We start from the raw sequence: 16,799 nt of genomic DNA on the forward strand, positions 1-16,799 counted from the left end.
GCGTCTAGGCCAGATCGAAATCGCCGAGGAAGCCCTCGCCGGTGGTGCCGGTCTCGAACTCCGCCTGCACTAGCTCGTCCTCGTCGAGATCTCCGATAATCACGAGATGCTTCGCCAGGAACTTGCCCTTGCGCAGCCAGGCAATCGGAAGCAGTAGCCAGAAGGTGAGCTGAACGATCAGCGCATTGCCGAGGAAGAGGCAGAAGATCTGCCATCGGGTCGGCCGGAAACTGAAACGGGCCCGGCCGAAGCGGAGCTTGCCGACCACGTTCTTCCAGAACACCACCAGATAGTTCAGATAGGCGAGCCCGGCGCCGAGGACTAAGACGAGCGCCAAGCCGAAAGACGTTCCGATAGCGGCGGATTTGAGGTCCTCGTCATTAAGCTCAAGATTGGCGCCGTTCAAGTTGCCGGAGAACAGAGCGACGAGGAAATCCCCGAACAGCGTCAGATAGGGAACGAAAAAGCTACCAAGGAAACCTAGGTACAACGCAAGGAACACGATGTACGGCAGCCAGAGGCCGCGCGCGGTTGCATCGAAGGCCAGAGGGCGGCCGCCGAATTTCGTATTCTCGATCCGGTATTGCAGGATCCTGATATCCGCCCAGGGCTTGAGGACGCCAAACGAGATCAGGGTCAGGAAGTAATAGAAGATTACCCGGAGGCCGTAGACGTAAGCGGCACCCCCGACGGAGCCGCGGATGCCGCGCCATTGCGTCCGGTTCACCCGATAGCGGTAGGCGAGATAGCGCGCGGCGGAGAGCAGGAAGACCGCGCCGATACCGAGCAGGAGATAAAGCGCCGCGAAGGTCGGGTCGAGGCCGAGTTTGGGGTCGACGACGTTGGAGTTGATCCAGTTCGACGCGAGGATGTAGGGCACGAGGATCAGGACGAAGACCTTCAGGAAACCGAGGAAGATCTCCAGCCCGTTCCCGGCATATTCGAGTGGCGATCCGTCGAGCCTCATGCGCGGCCAGACCGCGCGGCGGACGCGGGTGAGCGCCCAGAAACGGTAGACCATCAGGGTCAGGGCCATGAAGATCAGGTTCACGATATGCAGGCCGATCAGCCCGCCCGCTCCGCTCGTATCGAAGCTGAGCTCGTGCTTAGCGAGCTCCTTCTCGCCGGCCGGTCCGATGCTGCCGGCCCCGCTGCTTTCGAACGTCATGGATGCTCCCCAAACGCATTCGACATTGTATTCCCCAATGACGTCGTAGCCGTTTGTGCGCGGTTCGTCACTTGTCTCGTGTGCGTAGCCCCAAGCTTGTCTTCGAGGCCCCTTGGAGGGTATCGCTAGCGCTTCCGTGACCGAACCGCCCGAAAGGCCCGCCCCATGTCCCACTACGATCTGATCCTGAAGAACGGCACCGTCGCCACGCCCGGCGCGATCGAAGTGATGGATATCGCGGTGAAGGACGGCAAGATCGCCGGCCTCGGCAGCTTCGATCCGGACAAGGCGCCGGAAGTATTCGATGCGACCGGCCTCCACATCCTGCCCGGCGTGATCGACACCCAGGTCCATTTCCGCGAGCCGGGCGCCGAACACAAGGAAGACATCACGCACGGCACCATGGCGGCCGCCATGGGCGGGGTGACGGCGATCTTCGAGATGCCGAACACCACGCCGCTGACGCTGTCGCCGGAGACCCATGCCGACAAGATCGCACGGGGCGAGAAGGGCGGCTGGGTCGATTTCGCGTTCTTCGTCGGCGGTTCGGCGGAGAATGTCGGCAGGCTGCACGAATACGAGAACCTGCCGGGCTGCCCGGGCATCAAGATCTTCATGGGCTCCTCGACCGGCTCGCTGCTGGCGAAGGACGACGGGACCCTGGCGAGGATCCTCGCCGACGGCCGCCGCCGCTTCGCCGTCCATGCCGAGGACGAGTACCGGCTGGAGGAGCGCAAGCATATCGCCGAGAAGGAAGGCCATCCCCGCGTCCACAATATCTGGCGCGACGAGGAGACCGCGGTCCGGGCGACCAAGCGGATCCTGAAACTCTCCCGCGAGGCCGGACGCCCGGTGCATATCCTGCACGTGACGACGGCGGAGGAGATGGAAATCCTCGCCGCCAACAAGGACGTCGCGACCGTCGAGGTGACGCCGAACCATCTGACGCTGACCGCGCCCGATTGCTACGAGGAACTTGGCACCCGCGCGCAGATGAACCCGCCGGTGCGCGAGGAGCGTCACCGCGCCGCGCTCTGGCGCGCGATCGAGGAAGGCGTGGTCGACGTCATCGGCTCCGATCACGCGCCGCACACGCTTGAGGAGAAGGCGAAGCCCTATCCGCAGAGCCCGAGCGGCATGACCGGGGTGCAGACCCTGCTGGTCAACATGCTGAACCATGTGCACGAGGGAAGGCTCTCGCTCCGCCGTCTGGTCGAGCTCACCTCCGCAGGTCCCCAGCGGGTCTACAACATTGCAGCCAAGGGCCGGATCGCGCGCGGCTACGATGCCGACTTCGCGGTGGTGGACCTGAAGGCGAAGCGCACCATCACCAACGACTGGATCGCCAGCAAATGCGGCTGGACCCCGTTCGACGGCAAGCAGGTCACCGGCTGGGTGATGGCGACGCTGGTGCGCGGCAAGTTCGTCATGCGCGAGGACGAACTTGTCGGCGGCCCGACCGGCAAACCGGTCCGTTTCGTCGAGACGCTCTGACCGGTCGGCGCGATCTGTCGCATCGATAACTGAAGCGTTCACAAATGGCCCCGTCACGCGTTGTCACAAGGAATGACAGCGCGGGAGACTTCCATGGCCAGCGGCGGAACTCCGGGGAAATCCTCCGAGCTAAGTCCTTACTCGTCGCAATTCGCGATCGCCGTAGACAGCTACAACCGAAATTCGAACGGATTTCACCCGAAGTCCGCGCAGGACAAAATCAACGATGCCATCGCCGGCCTGAGACGCCAGATCGCGGGTGCGGATGCACTCTACGACGAGGCGCTGGTGCAGCAGGCGAAGCGCGGAACGGTCGACACGAGGGCGCTGAATTCCCGATTGCAGGCGTTGTCGCTCGGTTTTGACGGATTTGACGATACCCTGGCAGCGGCGGTGATTGCCGATCAGAACAAGATCCGCGCAACGGGGCCTCTGGATCAGGATAGTGCCCGGGTACTCGCACGGCGGCAGCAGGCGACGGACGCCACTCTCTCGGATTCGATTGCGTCCGTGCTGACCGTGATCGGCAGCGACTTCAACGCAATGATTGCTCCCCCCGACAGTTTCGAAACGGAGGTTTCGCGCATCACAGAAAGCGAGGCGGCCGGCAATGCCGACTTCCCCGCAACGGTCAAGAGCGCGTCGCTGAAGGCAACCCAATCCGGCCTTGCGGCTGTCGCCGCAAATCCGGGTGCCTATCCCAAACTCAAATAAGCGAAGGACCCGGCAAATGGATCCGTCTGTTGTCGTTTTTCGGGACTGGTTGGTGGCGTATCGAATCCAGCATCCGGACGGGCCGGATCCGGATCCGGAGGAGATGTATGACCTTTATGCCAACCTGGCGCCTACGAACAATGATGACAGACCGGTCGTCGCAGATGGCGAGGACCTCAATCAGGCCTTGAACACGATCCATACCGACGTTGTCCGGCGGCGGACATTCCAAACCCAAACGTCGAAAGTTGACAATGATTTCTGGGAATTGTTCGAGGCCGTCGCACTGAATGTCGAAGCGCAGTCGCAAGAGGCGGGCGCCCTGATGTATTACGCTTATCTCAATATGTACTTCAGCAACGACTATATCTACCTGGCTCCGCAAGGCGACCGGCCGGTCGCAGACGCGCGTTTTGTGTTGGATGTCCTTCCTCAGCGCATGGTCGACGCGGTCGGCAACATTGCCGGGGTCATGGATGCCCAGAACGCGGTTTCGGTGATGAAGTTTCTCGGGCCGGGTCAGAACGACAAGCTCGACACCGTGGTGATGTATTGCGCAAGCGACGAGCCGGAGTTTGCCGGCCTCAGGCAGGCCCTGATTGCATTGCTGCAGCCCGAAGTCTTATACGACAGGCTGCCCCTGATGGTGCTGCGGGTCGCGGCCGGCCTTGGATATGGCAAGGAACCTCCTTCCTTCTCATACGGCGAGGTAACCGACCGGGAGGAGGAATCCATCAGCTTCGGGGAGTTCCGCATCGTCGTATTGCTTCTGGCTTACCAGGCGACCGTGCAGACCGGGGCGGAAGGCGACGGATTTGCGGAACTTCTGACAGAGAACATCGACGCCATGTTCGAAGCGTTCGGGCTCGACAGCGACCATCCGGAACGGCAGGTGGAGGTGACGGCGGATGTCGGCTTGCAGCAGCAATTCATCACGACATTCTCGGAATGGCGAAATGGCAATCCTAACTTCTACGGCAACGCCGCGTATTTCTGACGGCATGTGGAACAGGTTCCCGCCTTACACCGTTCACAGAACGGGTTCCGTGCGTCTCTGTTCCTGAGGCATATCGAGAGGTTCGGTGCATGCCCGTCTTCAATCCTGTCAATGATGCGAGCAATGCGGTGGCTGCTGGTTTGAATTGTGCTTTCTGTACGCTATGCGGCGTCGTGGACACGGGAAATTGCAGTTCCTGGATAAAGATTCTCTTGGACAAGTTCCCCGATCACCGGGCGCCGCCGCTAGATTGCGATGAAATTTTCGGCGCTTACTGGGAAGGTCTGAAGCGATTGCCGCGCGCCTCAAAGGGCCGGGAGACCCTCGACCATCAGGTGAAAGGACTGCACTTTGTTCTCGGGCGCATCAATCCTCGCGGTAGACGTGCAACTGTCGATATCACCGGATCGTCCGACGACCCTTTGACCCTCGATGAGGCAACATCTCTTATGGAAGATTACCCGATCGGGACACGTTTCGCCTACTTGATCGGACGCTGGACCACCGCGCTGGGGCGGGGGCAGATCAACGCCGCTCACTGGCTCACGGCAGAACGCGTGGAAGAGGGTCTCAAATTTATCGATTACCAAATGGATGTGATTGAAGACATTCGTCCTCGCGTCGGTCGTCGTGAAGAAGTGCTGACGAAATGCTTGCAAGCACCGCACATAACGGATGGGCCGATGCGTCCCTTCGGCAAGCCTCCAGACTTTGAGAAAGATAAGGCGCTGTTCATCTCCTATGTCGTTGCTGACATTGTGGAGGACTAGGGCGCATGACGGGCAGCGACGAGTTCATCCGGCAGAATTTCGTGAGCACCGCACCCATCAGGGGATACGTGATCGATCTCCCGCCTGTCGAGACATCCGATCCGCCCGCATTTGACGCGGAATGGAGCTGGATCAAGGCCGCAGCCGGAAGACTGGTACCCGGCGCGATCATGACCGGCCAGTCGCCCTCCCTGAAGGAATTGCTGAACTCCCTCGCCCTGGACGGAGCGGAATGGCGGGAGCTCGCCGCTGCCTTGCCCGCTGCCGGACCCACGGCGAAAGGCCGGATCGAGGTGCAGTTGAAGTCGAAAGGCACCGAGATCGGCAAGCGTATCGACGCGCTGCTGCCGGTCATCGCCAGCCAGATCGCCCTCAACGAGCAGCAGTCGAAGTCGGGTCCGTTCAATACCGACGCGACCATTCAGCCGGGCAGCGCGGCGAGCTACAACAGGCCGCTGAGCGAATTGCGGGACAGAATTCACCTGTTGAAGACCAGAATAGGTATCGCCTTGCTCGCTCTCGATTGATTCCCGCCCGTTCCGGAACGTCACCGATCCCGTCCCGCACCGCAGCATTGTAGGTTGGGACTCTCTTCCCGATTTCTGTTAGGGAGAAGCAAAGCCGCGTCCGCGGCGCAGAAACTCAGGGAGTAAGTCGTATGACCGGATGTATCGTTGGCTGGTCCCACATGCCCTTCGGGAAGCATGAGGACGAAGACGTCGAGAGCATGATCGTCAAGGTCGCGGCCGAGGCCGTCGCCGATGCCGGCTTCGAGCCGAAGGACGTGGATGCCGTCTATCTCGGCCATTTCAACGGCGGTTTCTCGCCGCAGGATTTCACCGCCAGCCTGGTGTTCCAGAGCTCCGACGATTTCCGCTTCAAGCCGGCCACCCGGGTCGAGAATGCCTGCGCCACGGGCAGCGCCGCCGTGCATCAGGGGCTGAACCTGATCGCCGCGAAGAAGGCGCGCGTCGTGCTCTGCGTCGGCGTCGAGCAGATGACCAAGCTGCCGGGCAAGCAGATCGGCGAGACGCTGCTGAAGGCGAGCTATCTGAAGGAAGAGGCCGGCATCGAAGGTGGTTTCGCCGGCGTCTTCGGTCAGATTGCCCAGGCCTATTACCAGCGCCACGGCGACCAGTCCGACGCGCTCGCCCTGATCGCGTCGAAGAACCACGCGAACGGCGTGCACAATCCCTACGCCCAGATGCGCAAGGATCTCGGTTACGAGTTCTGCCGCAACGAGTCGGAAAAGAACCCGTTCGTCGCCGGGCCGCTGAAGCGTACCGACTGCTCGCTCGTCTCCGACGGTGCGGCGGCGCTGGTGCTGACCGACGTCGAGACGGCGCTCGGCCGGGACAAGGCGATCGCCTTCCGGGCGGCGGCGCAGGTCAACGACTTCCTGCCGATGTCGAAGCGCGACATCATCCGCTTCGAGGGCTGCGGCCAGGCCTGGAAGCAGGCGCTCGGCGCGGCGAACCTGACGCTCGACGATCTCAGCTTCGTCGAGACCCATGACTGCTTCACCATCGCCGAGTTGCTGGAATACGAGGCCATGGGCCTGACGGCGCCGGGCGAAGGCGCGCGGGCGGTCAAGGAAGGCTGGACCTACAAGGACGGCAAGCTGCCTGTGAACCCGTCCGGCGGGCTGAAGGCCAAGGGCCATCCGATCGGCGCGACCGGCGTCTCGATGCATGTCATGACGTCGATGCAGCTGCGCGGCGATGCCGGCGACATGCAGGTCAAGGGCGCGAAGATCGGCGGTATTTTCAACATGGGCGGAGCCGCGGTCGCGAACTACGTCTCCATCCTCGAGCCGCTGCGCTAAGCGGCTTGTCGTGACGGCGATGAATGGCGGCCCCAGCCGGCTGGCGCGCCCGGATGAGATTGAACGCATCCGGGAGATCCAGCGCGCGGCGGGCCGCCTGTTTCTTGAAAGCCCATATCCGGAAATTGCCGAGCATGAACCGGACACTGCTGAGGAACTTGCCGCGGCGCAGGACCGATGGTGGCTCTGGGTCTCTGTCGATGACCGGGACCGGCCGGTCGGCGCACTTCGCGTTCTGCCGTCCGGCGACGGACTTCACCTGCGGCAGCTCGATGTCGATCCGGTCCATGCCGGCGCAAAGCGGACGGCCGGGCTGGTCCGGTCGCTCGGCCGCTTCTTCGCCGGGCGCGGTTTCGGGCATCTGACATTGACGACCTTCGCCGATGTGCCGTGGAATGCACCCTATTACGAGCGCATCGGGTTCAGGCCGCTTTCTGGGGACGGGCTGACGGAGACACTGAAAAACGCGCTCTTCGCGGAGGCAGGCGGATATCCAGTCTCCAGCCGGGTCGCGATGAGATTTGATTTCTGAGGGGGGATCGAGGAATGACCGAGACATTCAAAGCAATTCTGCTGCGCGAGGCGGACCGGAAAGTGACAGCCGCCATAGAGCAGGTCCCGGTCGAGGATCTGCCGGAGGGCGATGTCACGGTGCGCGTCGCCTACACCACGCTGAACTACAAGGACGGCATGGTGATGAACGGCATCGGTCGCCTGGTGCGCGACTATCCGCATATCCCGGGCGTCGATTTCTCTGGCATTGTCGAAAGCTCCGAGCACCCGGACTACCAGCCGGGCGACAAGGTCGTGCTGACCGGCTGGCGGGTCGGCGAGATCCACTGGGGCGGGTATGGCGAACTGGCGCGTGTCAGCGGCGACTGGCTGGTGAAGCTGCCGGACGGGATCGGGCTCGACGACGCGATGGCGATCGGAACGGCGGGCTTCACGGCGATGCTCTCCGTCGACACGCTGGAGCGGCACGGCCTTCAGAAGGATCAGGGCGACGTTCTCATCACCGGGGCTGCCGGCGGCGTTGGCAGTGTGGCGACCGCGATCCTCGCCAATCTCGGCTATTCGGTGGCGGGCTCTACGGGGCGCCCGGAGCAGGCCAGCTATCTGACCGATCTCGGCGCCGCGCAGGTGATCGACCGTGCCGAACTGGCGCAGGCGCCCTCGCGTCCGCTCGCGGGCGAGCGTTTCGCCGGCTGCATCGACAATGTCGCCGGGCCGACCCTCTCCAACGTGCTGACGCAGATGAAATACGGCAGCGCCGTCGCCGCCGTCGGGCTCGCAGGTGGGAACGAGCTGCACACCACCGTGCTGCCCTTCCTGCTCCGCGGGGTCAGCATCCTCGGCATCGATTCCGTGATGTGCCCGAAGGAACGCCGGCTCGGCATCTGGAAGCGGATCGCCACGGACCTGCCGATGCAGAAGCTGCATCACATGATCGAGCGGCACACGCTGGAGGACCTCCCCGAACTCGGGAAGAAGATCCTCGAGGGCGGCGTCCGCGGTCGCACGGTGATCGAGGTCGCGAAGAGCTAGACTTCGAAAGTCTCGAAGGCCGCCTTCCAGTCCGGATGCCAGCGGGAGAGGGCGGGGCGGTCTTCGGTGATGTCGCCCGCGCCCCAGAGAATGCGTCGCCGGTCCTCCGCCTCCGAGACCTCGCCGTCCGGGCAGATGATGTAGAAGCTTCCGGCATCGATGCCTTTCAGCATGTAATCCACGACCTGCTCCGGCAGCCAGGCGCCGGGCTTGTGCTCGTTCTTGCCGGTGGTGGTCCAGCCGGGCACCAGGAGATGCGCCGTCACCGAGGTTGGGCCGTTGGTCCGGAGCTCGTGCGCAAGGCTCTCGGTGTAGGATTTCACCGCCGCCTTGCTGAGATTGTAGACCGGGTGGCCCGGCGGGTTGGTGATGCCCTGCTTGGAACCGACATTCACGATCACGCCCGGTTTTCCGCCCGCGCCCATTCCTGGCAGGAAGCATTTCACGCCGTGGATCACGCCCCAGAGATTGACCTCCACCAGCCGGCGCCAATCCGCGAGATCAGCGTCGAAGCCGCGCCCGGCGCGCGAGGCGGCGTTGTTCATGAGGATGTCGACACCTCCGAAATGGCGTCCGACCGAGTCCCGGAGGCCCTCCATCGCCTTCAGATCCGAGACATCGGCCGGGACCGCCGCGACCTCGTCCGACGCGGCCGAACTGACTTCCTCGAAGCTCGCATCCAGATCGTCGGACGGCAGGTCCACCATGCAGACCCGGAGACCCATCCGGGCGAATTTCAGCGCCGCGGCGCGGCCGATCCCGAGGGCGGCGCCAGTCACCAGCGCGACATTTCCAGCGGCGAATGCCTGATGTTCCATTCCGGTCCCTCCCGTTTTCCCTTCGTTTGACGGAACTATGGCGCCACGCGCGCCGGGCGGCAATGCGGGGGCCTGTTCAAGTCTCCGCGACGCTTGCTAGACTCGGCGCCGACACGCACCGGACCGGGCCGGAGAGCCCGGCCTCTGCCGGAGGAAACGAATGCTGCCAGGGAACATGATGGACCGTCCGCTGACGGTTCCGAGTATCCTCGATTTTGCCGCGGAGATTCACGGTGACGCGTCCGTCGTCTCGGCGCGGGTCGAGGGGGACGTGCATCGCTACAGCTATGCCGACGCGCACCGGCGGGTGAGCCGCCTCGCCAATGCATTGAAGGAGCTCGGGATCGGCGACGGCGACCGGGTGGCGACGCTGGCCTGGAACGGCTACCGGCATTTCGAGCTCTATTACGCGATCTCCGGCATCGGCGCCGTCTGTCACACCATCAACCCGCGTCTGTTCGAGGATCAGATTCTCTATATCGTCGGTCATGCGGCGGACCGGATCCTGTTCCTGGAGACGAGCTTCCTGCCGCTGGTCGAGAAGCTGGCGGACCGGTTGCCGAAGGATCTCCGCTACGTCGTTCTCTGCGCGCGGGAGGATCTGCCGGAGACCGGGCTCGATGTCCTTGTCTACGAGGAACTTCTGAGCGGGCAGCCGGACAGCATCGTCTGGCCGGAACTGGACGAGCGGCAGGCCTCGGGCCTTTGCTACACCTCGGGGACTACGGGCAATCCGAAGGGCGTGCTCTATTCGCACCGTTCCACTCTGATCCACACCATGGGGCTTCTCGCGGTGGCGGAGAAGATCGGGCTCCGGCCCGAACGGTCCCTGCTGCCGGTGGTGCCGCTCTTCCATGTGAATGCCTGGGGGCTGCCCTTCGCGGCGCCCCTGGTCGGGACGAACTTCATCCTGCCGGGGCCGCGGCTCGACGGGCCCGGACTCTTCGCCTTCATGGACGGGGAAAAGGTCAATACCAGCTGGGGCGTGCCCACGGTCTGGTTCGGGTTGCTCGCGGAGATGCGCAAACAGGGCCGCAAACCGGATGGTTTCGAGAACGTGCTGATCGGCGGCTCTGCCGCGCCGAAGCCGATGATCGAGGAATTCGAACGCGATTTCGGCGTCAACGTCATCCACGGCTGGGGCATGACGGAGATGAGCCCGGTCGGCGCTGTGGGGGCCTTTACGCCACGTCACCGTGCTCTGCCCGAGGCGGAGCGCATGCATCTGAAGACCGCGCAAGGCCGGCGGATGTTCGGGGTCGAGTTCAAGATCGTCGATGCCGACGGCAACCGGCTGCCTCATGACGGGGTCGCTTTCGGCGAGCTGCATGTCCGGGGCGCCGCGATCATGAACGCCTATTTCAACGACGAGGAAGCTTCCGAGGGAGCTTTTGACGAGGAGGGTTGGCTCAAGACTGGGGACGTCGCCCGGATCGATCCGGAGGGCTTCCTGTTCCTCGTCGACCGGACCAAGGACGTCATCAAGTCCGGCGGCGAATGGATCAGCTCGATCGATCTCGAGAGCGCTGCGCTGGCCCATCCGGCGATCGCCGAATGTGCGGTGATCGCGGCGGCGCATCCGAAATGGGGCGAGCGGCCGCTGCTGGTCGCCGTGCTGAAGGAGGGTGCCCGGCTGACGGCGGCGGAGATGAAAGAATTTCTCGCGGATAAGGTCGCGAAACTCTGGCTGCCGGACGATGTCGTCTTCGTCGACGAATTGCCGCACACCGCGACCGGAAAGCTCTCGAAGCGGGAGCTTCGGGAGCGGTTCAGGGATTATGAACTGCCCGGTATCTAGCCCTCGGATCCGCGAAAGCGGCGCTTACTGTCGCACGCCTTTCAACAGCTCGTGCATGCGCGTTGCGGCGCCGCTTCCGGCTTCCTCGTAAATGTTGAAGACCTCATCGATGCCGTTTTCCAACAGCTCCGCTTCCTGGTCAGGGAATAGGGACGTCGAGACGATCGGCCCCGTATAGCCGCGCTCCCGCATGCGCTGTGCCGCCTCCAGGTTCGAGTTGTGGTTCGACATCGCAAGCAGAACCATCTCGGTCTTGTGGTGCGGCGCGATGAGGCGCGACCAGAATTCCGGATTTGTCGCATCCCCCCGGACGACATTGCGACCCTCGTCGCGGCTCTTGGCGACCTGGATCTCGTCGAGGTCGATCCCCATGATCCGCCCGTCGGCCAGTTCCTGCATCTCGTCATAGGCGGATCGTCCGACACGGCCCATTCCGAACACGAGGATGCGATGCCCCCCAAGATCGATGTCCTCGTCTCCGGGCAGGCGTTCTTTGGTCTCCAGACCGGCGAGCCAATGCTGCATCCGGACATAGATTCCGGTTGCGAAGATATTGATCGACGAGGCGATGACGAGAGAGGCGGACAGGGCAAGGGCCGTTACCGTCAGCCATTCGGGGGCGAGCCAGCCGGCGCCGATGGCAATGGCGACGACGATCAGGCCGAACTCGGAGTAATTGCCGAGCGCCAGTCCGCCCATGGTGGACCCGCGCGCTCTCATTCGGAACCGGATAAGGAGCAAAACGAAAAGAAGGGTCTTGATCGGGAGGAAGACCAGCAGGACGAGGGCCGTTCCCGCGGTTTCCCAGCTTGGCAGTCCGGTCAATCCGATGGTCAGGAAGAAGCAGACAAGGAATACATCCTTGAAGCTCATGAGGGTGTTCGAGAGATGTTTGGCCTTCGGGTGGTGCGCCAGAAGGACGCCGGCCACCAGGGCACCGAGATCCTCTTTCAGGCCGACCAGATCGAAGAGCGCCGCTCCCGAGAGGGCGATGGCGAAGCCGAAAACGGCCAGCAGCTCGCCATGCCCGCTCCGGTCCATCAAGTGGCCGAGCAGATGCCGCGCCGGGATCAGCGCGAGCAGTCCGAGCGCCCATATCGAAGGAAGCTTGCCGGCGGATGCGGCCAGGAAGATCACGGCGGCGATGTCCTGCATGATCAGGATGCCGATGGCGACCTGGCCGTAGCGGGACATCATGGTGCCCCGGTCCTCCAGCATCTTCACGGCAAAAACGGTACTCGAAAAGGACAGCGCGAAGGCGAGGATCAGGGCGCTGCTGAAGTCCACATCGTCGAACAGAAGCAGCCCCGCCCAGCCGAGGGCCAGCACGGAGCAGACCAACAGCGCGACGGACGAGGCCATGTGAAGACCGGTCGTCGCCCAAATCTCGGGGCGGGCAAGACTTTCCAACCTCAGTTTAAGTCCGATGGTGAAAAGCAGCAGGAGGACGCCGGTATCGGCAACCGCCAGCAGGAACGCATCGTTCTCGGCTCCGAGAAGATGCAGGACGAACCCGGCCATGAGAAAGCCGACCATCGGGGGCAGGTTGATCTGCCGGACCAAGAGGCCGGAGAGAAACGCGACTGCGATCCAGGCCGGGTCTCGGTAATCGATCGGGATGCTGAGGGATTCCACTCTTGGGGTGCTCGTCTACCGGGCTTCGGCATGTTGCCGGCCAGGACTGCTCTTGAGGCTCGATCGCTCTCAGTCCTGGCCAGATTGTTCTCTGCTCAGCCGATCTTGTCGGCGAAGAGTTCCAGAGTGCGCTCGCGGGCAATCTTGGCGCTGGTGGCGTCATAGCTGCCGCGATGGTCGCAGTTGAAGCCGTGACCGGCGGGGTAGAGGTTGACCGTCAGTTCCGGATGCGCGGCCTTGACCTTGTTCACGTCCTCCATCGGGATCGCGTGGTCCTGCTCGCCGAAATGGAAGATCACCGGGCATTTGGGCTTCTCGGTCGCGACCGAGCCGATCCCGCCGCCGTAGTAGCTCGCGCCGGCATCGAAACCGTCGAGGCGGGTCGTCGCGAGCCAGGCGAGATAACCTCCCCAGCAGTAGCCGACCACACCGACCTTGCCGGCCGCCGCCGCCGTGCCCTGTGCCGCGGCGATATCGAGCAGCGCCGCGTCATCTGCGCAGCGGCCCTTGTAGTCCCGGCCTTTCTCGATGTCCTCGGCCTCGTAGCCGAGTTCGATCTTCGGTTCGATCCGGTCGAACAGCGCCGGCGCGACCGCGAGATAGCCTTCCGAGGCGTAATCGTCGGCTACGCTGCGGATATGCGCGTTGATACCGAAAATCTCCTGCACGATCACGACACCGCCCCGCGCCTTGCCTTTCGGCTGTGCGAGATAGGCGTCGAACTTATGCCCGTCGGACGCCGTCAGCTGGATGAATTCGCCCATCAGTCTCTCCCTGAATAATCGCTCGGCGCGGACTCTAGTGCCCGTGGCGGAAGCGCGCAAACCGGATTCCGCGTGACGGCGCGCACCGGCGGGAGTAATCATGACGCATGCATGCGCTGGTAAACAGGGCGGCGGCCAGGATGGTGCGCCGAGTTATTAGCGGCCCGGTCTGAAGGTTCAGGCCGGGTCGTCAGCTGTCCCTGTTTCACCCCTGCGGGAAGACCCGCATCCGGGCCCATGCCGCCCGGTCTCGGAAAAGCGCCATGTCCACCACACTGCACCTGTTCTGCGGCAAGATCGCCGCCGGTAAATCCACGCTCGCCAAACGTCTCGCCCATCAGTCCGGCGCTCTCCTGATCTCGGAGGATGACTGGATAAGCGGTCTCTTCGGCCCCGAGATGGAGAGCTTCGACGATTATATCCGCTGCTCCGCGCGCCTGCGCGCGACGCTCTCGCCGCATCTGGTCGCGCTACTGAAGGCGGGCAATTCCATCGCACTCGATTTTCCCGCGAACACGCGGACGCTGCGCAGCTGGATGCGCGGCATTGCGGAGGAGGCGGGCGTTTCTGCCTTGCTCCACTATCTCGACCTGCCGGACGTGGCCTGCAAAAAGCGGCTATGCGAACGCAATGCGTCCGGCGCGCACGCTTTCTCGCCGAGCGAAGCGGAGTTCGACCTGATCTCGGGGTATTTCGAGGCGCCGGAGACGGGGGAGGGCTTGCCCGTCCTCGTCCATGGCGGGCCGTGAGGCCCGCCGCCAGGCTCAGACGTTGAAGCGGAAGTGGAAGACGTCGCCGTCTTTCACCAGGTATTCCGAACCCTCGACCCGCATCTTGCCAGCTTCCTTAGCACCGCTCTCACCGCCGCAGGCGACGAAATCGTCGTAGGAGATGGTCTCGGCGCGAATGAAGCCGCGTTCGAAATCGGTATGGATCACGCCCGCCGCGTTCGGCGCCTTGGCGCCGCGACCAACGGTCCAGGCGCGGGCCTCCTTCGGGCCGACGGTGAAGAAGGTGAGCAGGTCGAGCAGGCTGTAGCCGGCGCGGATCACGCGGGCGAGGCCGGTTTCCTCGAGGCCGAGGGTCTCCAGGAATTCTTTCTTTTCCTCTGCGCTGCCGAGCTGCGCGATCTCGGCTTCGATGGCGGCGGAAATGACGACCGCGACGGCGCCTTCGGCTTCCGCCATCTTGAAGACCTTGGCGGAATTCCCGTTGCCCTCGGCGGAGTTCTCTTCCTCGACGTTGCAGACATAGAGCACCGGCTTGGTGGTCAGGAGCTGCAGCGTGTCGACGATCTTCTTTTCTTCCGGGCTCCAGTCCTTGATGGAGCGGCCCGGCTTGCCGTCGCGGAGCGCGTCGAGGATCCGGGTCATGATCGCGACCTGGGTCTTCGCGTCCTTGTCGCCGGACTTCGCTTTCTTCTCCAGCGGCGCGACCCGGCGCTCCAGGCTATCGAGGTCCGAGAGCATCAGCTCGGTGTCGATGGTCTCGGCATCGCGCAGCGGATCGACCGAGCCCTCGACATGGGTGATGTCATCGGACTCGAAGCAGCGCAGGACGTGCACGATAGCATCGACCTCGCGGATGTTGGCGAGGAACTGGTTGCCGAGGCCTTCGCCCTTGCTGGCGCCACGGACCAGACCGGCGATGTCGACGAACTCAAGCTGTGTCGGCAGGATCTGCTTCGAGCCGGCGAGCTCGGCGAGCTTGTCGAGGCGGGGATCCGGCACGGCGACGCGGCCGGTATTAGGCTCGATGGTGCAGAAGGGATAGTTCGCCGCTTCGGCCGCGGCCGTCTGCGTCAGGGCATTGAAAAGGGTGGATTTGCCGACATTTGGCAGACCGACGATGCCGCACTTGAAGCCCATGACTAACGATCCTGACTGTTGTCTTCTGTGCCGCCGGCCTCCTCGGCCTTGGGCAGGTTTTTCGGTTTCGGCGGCTTCGGCCGCTGCGGGAACACGGCCTGGCTGACCCGGCTCATGAAGCTGCCGTCCTCACCCTTGACCAGCAAATCCGCCTCGTCGGCGACCGCCGGGATCAGCTTCGACAGCCAGCCCTCGCGTTCCGCCTTCGCGAAATCGTTCAACACGTAGTCCTTCACCCGGTTCTTGTCGCCCGGATGGCCGACCCCGAGGCGGACCCGCCAGTACTCCTTGCCGACATGCGCATCGATGCTGCGGATGCCGTTGTGACCGCCAGCGCCACCGCCGCGCTTCACACGGATCTTGCCGGGGGCAAGGTCGATCTCGTCATAGAAGACGATGATGTTTTCGAGCGGGATCTTGAAGAAACGGACCGCCTCGCCGACCGCGCGGCCGGACTCGTTCATGAAGGTGGTCGGTTTCATCAGCAGGACCTTCTCACCACCGACGGTGCCGTCGGCGGTGAGGGCCTGGAAACGGGCGCGGAAGGGGCCGAAACCGTAGCTCGAGGCGATCTCGTCGGCGACGAGGAACCCGATATTATGGCGCGTCAGCTCGTATTTCGGCCCGGGATTGCCTAGGCCAACGAACAGAAACATCGCACGGTCCCTTCCCGAAACGCCGCGCCATATTCAGCGCGGCGTCGCTAGGTGGATTACTCTTCGTCTTCCTCAGCCTCTTCGGCTTCGTCCGCCTCGTCCGCTTCATCTTCGGACTTGCCGCGGAGCGCCGACGGAGCGGCGATGGTGGCGACGGTGAAGTCACGATCGGTGATGGTCGGGGCGACGCCTTCCGGCATGTCGACGGCGCTGATATGGATGCTGTCGCCGACCTTGTAGCCTTCGAGGTTGATGATGAGCGAGTGCGGCATCTGGTCCGGACGGCAGCTCACCTCGACTTCGTGGCGCACGACGTTGAGAACGCCGCCGGCCTTGAGGCCCGGGCATTTCTCTTCGTTGGTGAACTCGACCGGCACTTCGACGTGGATCGTCGAGGTTGCGCTGATCCGCAGGAAGTCGACATGCTCCGGACGGTCGGAGACCGGGTGGAGCTGCACGTCGCGCGCGAGCACGCGATGCTTCTTGCCCTCGATATCGAGGTCGATCAGGGTCGAGAAGAAGCCGGCCTGATGCAGCTGCTTCACCAGCACCCGCTCTTCCAGGGTAATGGAAACCGGGTCTTTCTTGTCGCCGTAGATAACGGCCGGGACGAGCCCCGCACGACGGGCAGCGCGGGCGGACCCCTTACCGACCCGGTCACGCGTCTGGGCGCTCAGTTCGATCACGTCAGACATTTCGTATCTCCAATAGAAAAGTCCCGCCCACGGCCGACCTCCAGGGGTGCCG

General features: G+C 63.5%; 17 protein-coding genes. 10 read left to right on the forward strand and 7 right to left on the reverse strand.

Features of this window, described 5'->3' with window-relative positions:
* Positions 1–4: 4 nt before the first annotated feature.
* The gene (locus IG122_RS17530; protein WP_193186651.1) at positions 5–1,168 is read right to left on the reverse strand and encodes a YjgN family protein; all 1,164 of its coding nucleotides are present in this window, start codon (positions 1,166–1,168) and stop codon (positions 5–7) included.
* 165 nt (positions 1,169–1,333) lie between these two features.
* Between IG122_RS17530 and IG122_RS17535 the strand changes: the two genes are divergently transcribed.
* The 8 genes from IG122_RS17535 (at position 1,334) to IG122_RS17570 (ending at position 8,513) form a co-directional block, all read left to right on the forward strand.
* Positions 1,334–2,662, forward strand: coding sequence for a dihydroorotase (locus IG122_RS17535; RefSeq protein WP_193186654.1), 1,329 nt, complete (start codon positions 1,334–1,336; stop codon positions 2,660–2,662).
* Positions 2,663–2,755: 93 nt separating this feature from the next.
* Positions 2,756–3,376 (forward strand): hypothetical protein, encoded by a 621-nt coding sequence (locus tag IG122_RS17540; protein WP_193186657.1) that lies wholly within the window; start codon positions 2,756–2,758, stop codon positions 3,374–3,376.
* A 16-nt stretch (positions 3,377–3,392) separates the two neighbouring features.
* Positions 3,393–4,373: a hypothetical protein gene (locus tag IG122_RS17545; protein ID WP_193186660.1), complete on the forward strand. Its 981-nt coding sequence runs from the start codon at positions 3,393–3,395 to the stop codon at positions 4,371–4,373.
* Positions 4,374–4,462: 89 nt separating this feature from the next.
* Positions 4,463–5,143 carry a hypothetical protein gene (locus IG122_RS17550; protein ID WP_193186663.1) on the forward strand — a complete coding sequence of 227 codons (681 nt, stop codon included), beginning with the start codon at positions 4,463–4,465 and terminating at the stop codon, positions 5,141–5,143.
* Between the two features lie 5 nt (positions 5,144–5,148).
* Complete coding sequence (locus IG122_RS17555; protein WP_193186665.1) at positions 5,149–5,670, forward strand: hypothetical protein; 522 nt, start codon at positions 5,149–5,151, stop codon at positions 5,668–5,670.
* A gap of 131 nt (positions 5,671–5,801) precedes the next feature.
* On the forward strand, positions 5,802–6,968 hold the full coding sequence (locus tag IG122_RS17560; RefSeq protein WP_193186668.1) for an acetyl-CoA acetyltransferase: 1,167 nt from the start codon (positions 5,802–5,804) through the stop codon (positions 6,966–6,968).
* A gap of 19 nt (positions 6,969–6,987) precedes the next feature.
* Positions 6,988–7,500, forward strand: coding sequence for a GNAT family N-acetyltransferase (locus IG122_RS17565; protein ID WP_404924639.1), 513 nt, complete (start codon positions 6,988–6,990; stop codon positions 7,498–7,500).
* A 14-nt stretch (positions 7,501–7,514) separates the two neighbouring features.
* Positions 7,515–8,513 carry an MDR family oxidoreductase gene (locus tag IG122_RS17570; protein ID WP_193186674.1) on the forward strand — a complete coding sequence of 333 codons (999 nt, stop codon included), beginning with the start codon at positions 7,515–7,517 and terminating at the stop codon, positions 8,511–8,513.
* On the opposite strand, the gene IG122_RS17575 is transcribed toward IG122_RS17570, so the two are convergent.
* Complete coding sequence (locus tag IG122_RS17575; RefSeq protein WP_193186678.1) at positions 8,510–9,331, reverse strand: SDR family NAD(P)-dependent oxidoreductase; 822 nt, start codon at positions 9,329–9,331, stop codon at positions 8,510–8,512. The two genes, IG122_RS17570 and IG122_RS17575, sit on opposite strands and share 4 nt — an antisense overlap.
* A gap of 160 nt (positions 9,332–9,491) precedes the next feature.
* Here IG122_RS17575 and IG122_RS17580 point away from each other — a divergent pair, with 160 nt between their 5' ends.
* Positions 9,492–11,129, forward strand: coding sequence for a long-chain-fatty-acid--CoA ligase (locus IG122_RS17580; protein WP_226893707.1), 1,638 nt, complete (start codon positions 9,492–9,494; stop codon positions 11,127–11,129).
* Positions 11,130–11,153: 24 nt separating this feature from the next.
* Here IG122_RS17580 and IG122_RS24500 read toward each other — a convergent pair whose 3' ends face one another.
* Positions 11,154–12,764 carry a cation:proton antiporter domain-containing protein gene (locus IG122_RS24500; RefSeq protein WP_193186681.1) on the reverse strand — a complete coding sequence of 537 codons (1,611 nt, stop codon included), beginning with the start codon at positions 12,762–12,764 and terminating at the stop codon, positions 11,154–11,156.
* Positions 12,765–12,859: 95 nt separating this feature from the next.
* A complete protein-coding gene (locus IG122_RS17590) occupies positions 12,860–13,528 on the reverse strand; it encodes a dienelactone hydrolase family protein (RefSeq protein WP_193186684.1) in 669 nt (222 codons plus the stop codon).
* Between the two features lie 263 nt (positions 13,529–13,791).
* On the opposite strand from IG122_RS17590, the gene IG122_RS17595 reads away from it, so the two are divergent.
* Complete coding sequence (locus tag IG122_RS17595; protein WP_193186687.1) at positions 13,792–14,277, forward strand: AAA family ATPase; 486 nt, start codon at positions 13,792–13,794, stop codon at positions 14,275–14,277.
* 15 nt (positions 14,278–14,292) lie between these two features.
* Here IG122_RS17595 and ychF read toward each other — a convergent pair whose 3' ends face one another.
* The 3 genes from ychF to IG122_RS17610 are packed head-to-tail and all read right to left on the reverse strand — an operon-like array spanning position 14,293 to position 16,747.
* Positions 14,293–15,396, reverse strand: a complete 1,104-nt coding sequence (gene ychF / locus IG122_RS17600) for a redox-regulated ATPase YchF (RefSeq protein ID WP_193186690.1) — start codon at positions 15,394–15,396, stop codon at positions 14,293–14,295.
* Between the two features lie 2 nt (positions 15,397–15,398).
* On the reverse strand, positions 15,399–16,052 hold the full coding sequence (gene pth / locus IG122_RS17605; RefSeq protein ID WP_193186693.1) for an aminoacyl-tRNA hydrolase: 654 nt from the start codon (positions 16,050–16,052) through the stop codon (positions 15,399–15,401).
* Positions 16,053–16,108: 56 nt separating this feature from the next.
* Complete coding sequence (locus IG122_RS17610) at positions 16,109–16,747, reverse strand: 50S ribosomal protein L25/general stress protein Ctc (protein WP_193186696.1); 639 nt, start codon at positions 16,745–16,747, stop codon at positions 16,109–16,111.
* Between the last annotated feature and the right edge of the window lie 52 nt (positions 16,748–16,799).

It is taken from the genome of Nisaea sediminum (genome assembly GCF_014904705.1).
GTDB lineage: Bacteria > Pseudomonadota > Alphaproteobacteria > Thalassobaculales > Thalassobaculaceae > Nisaea > Nisaea sediminum.

Coding starts and splice junctions, on each gene's coding strand:
- IG122_RS17560 (WP_193186668.1), top strand. CDS start 5,802: ATGACCGGATGTATCGTTGGCTGGTCCCACATGCCCTTCGGGAAGCAT.
- ychF (WP_193186690.1), bottom strand. CDS start 15,396: ATGGGCTTCAAGTGCGGCATCGTCGGTCTGCCAAATGTCGGCAAATCC.
- IG122_RS17580 (WP_226893707.1), top strand. CDS start 9,492: ATGCTGCCAGGGAACATGATGGACCGTCCGCTGACGGTTCCGAGTATC.
- IG122_RS17570 (WP_193186674.1), top strand. CDS start 7,515: ATGACCGAGACATTCAAAGCAATTCTGCTGCGCGAGGCGGACCGGAAA.
- IG122_RS17590 (WP_193186684.1), bottom strand. CDS start 13,528: ATGGGCGAATTCATCCAGCTGACGGCGTCCGACGGGCATAAGTTCGAC.
- IG122_RS17555 (WP_193186665.1), top strand. CDS start 5,149: ATGACGGGCAGCGACGAGTTCATCCGGCAGAATTTCGTGAGCACCGCA.
- IG122_RS17565 (WP_404924639.1), top strand. CDS start 6,988: ATGAATGGCGGCCCCAGCCGGCTGGCGCGCCCGGATGAGATTGAACGC.
- IG122_RS17535 (WP_193186654.1), top strand. CDS start 1,334: ATGTCCCACTACGATCTGATCCTGAAGAACGGCACCGTCGCCACGCCC.
- IG122_RS17550 (WP_193186663.1), top strand. CDS start 4,463: ATGCCCGTCTTCAATCCTGTCAATGATGCGAGCAATGCGGTGGCTGCT.
- IG122_RS17530 (WP_193186651.1), bottom strand. CDS start 1,168: ATGACGTTCGAAAGCAGCGGGGCCGGCAGCATCGGACCGGCCGGCGAG.
- IG122_RS17545 (WP_193186660.1), top strand. CDS start 3,393: ATGGATCCGTCTGTTGTCGTTTTTCGGGACTGGTTGGTGGCGTATCGA.
- IG122_RS17540 (WP_193186657.1), top strand. CDS start 2,756: ATGGCCAGCGGCGGAACTCCGGGGAAATCCTCCGAGCTAAGTCCTTAC.
- pth (WP_193186693.1), bottom strand. CDS start 16,052: ATGTTTCTGTTCGTTGGCCTAGGCAATCCCGGGCCGAAATACGAGCTG.
- IG122_RS17575 (WP_193186678.1), bottom strand. CDS start 9,331: ATGGAACATCAGGCATTCGCCGCTGGAAATGTCGCGCTGGTGACTGGC.
- IG122_RS17595 (WP_193186687.1), top strand. CDS start 13,792: ATGTCCACCACACTGCACCTGTTCTGCGGCAAGATCGCCGCCGGTAAA.
- IG122_RS17610 (WP_193186696.1), bottom strand. CDS start 16,747: ATGTCTGACGTGATCGAACTGAGCGCCCAGACGCGTGACCGGGTCGGT.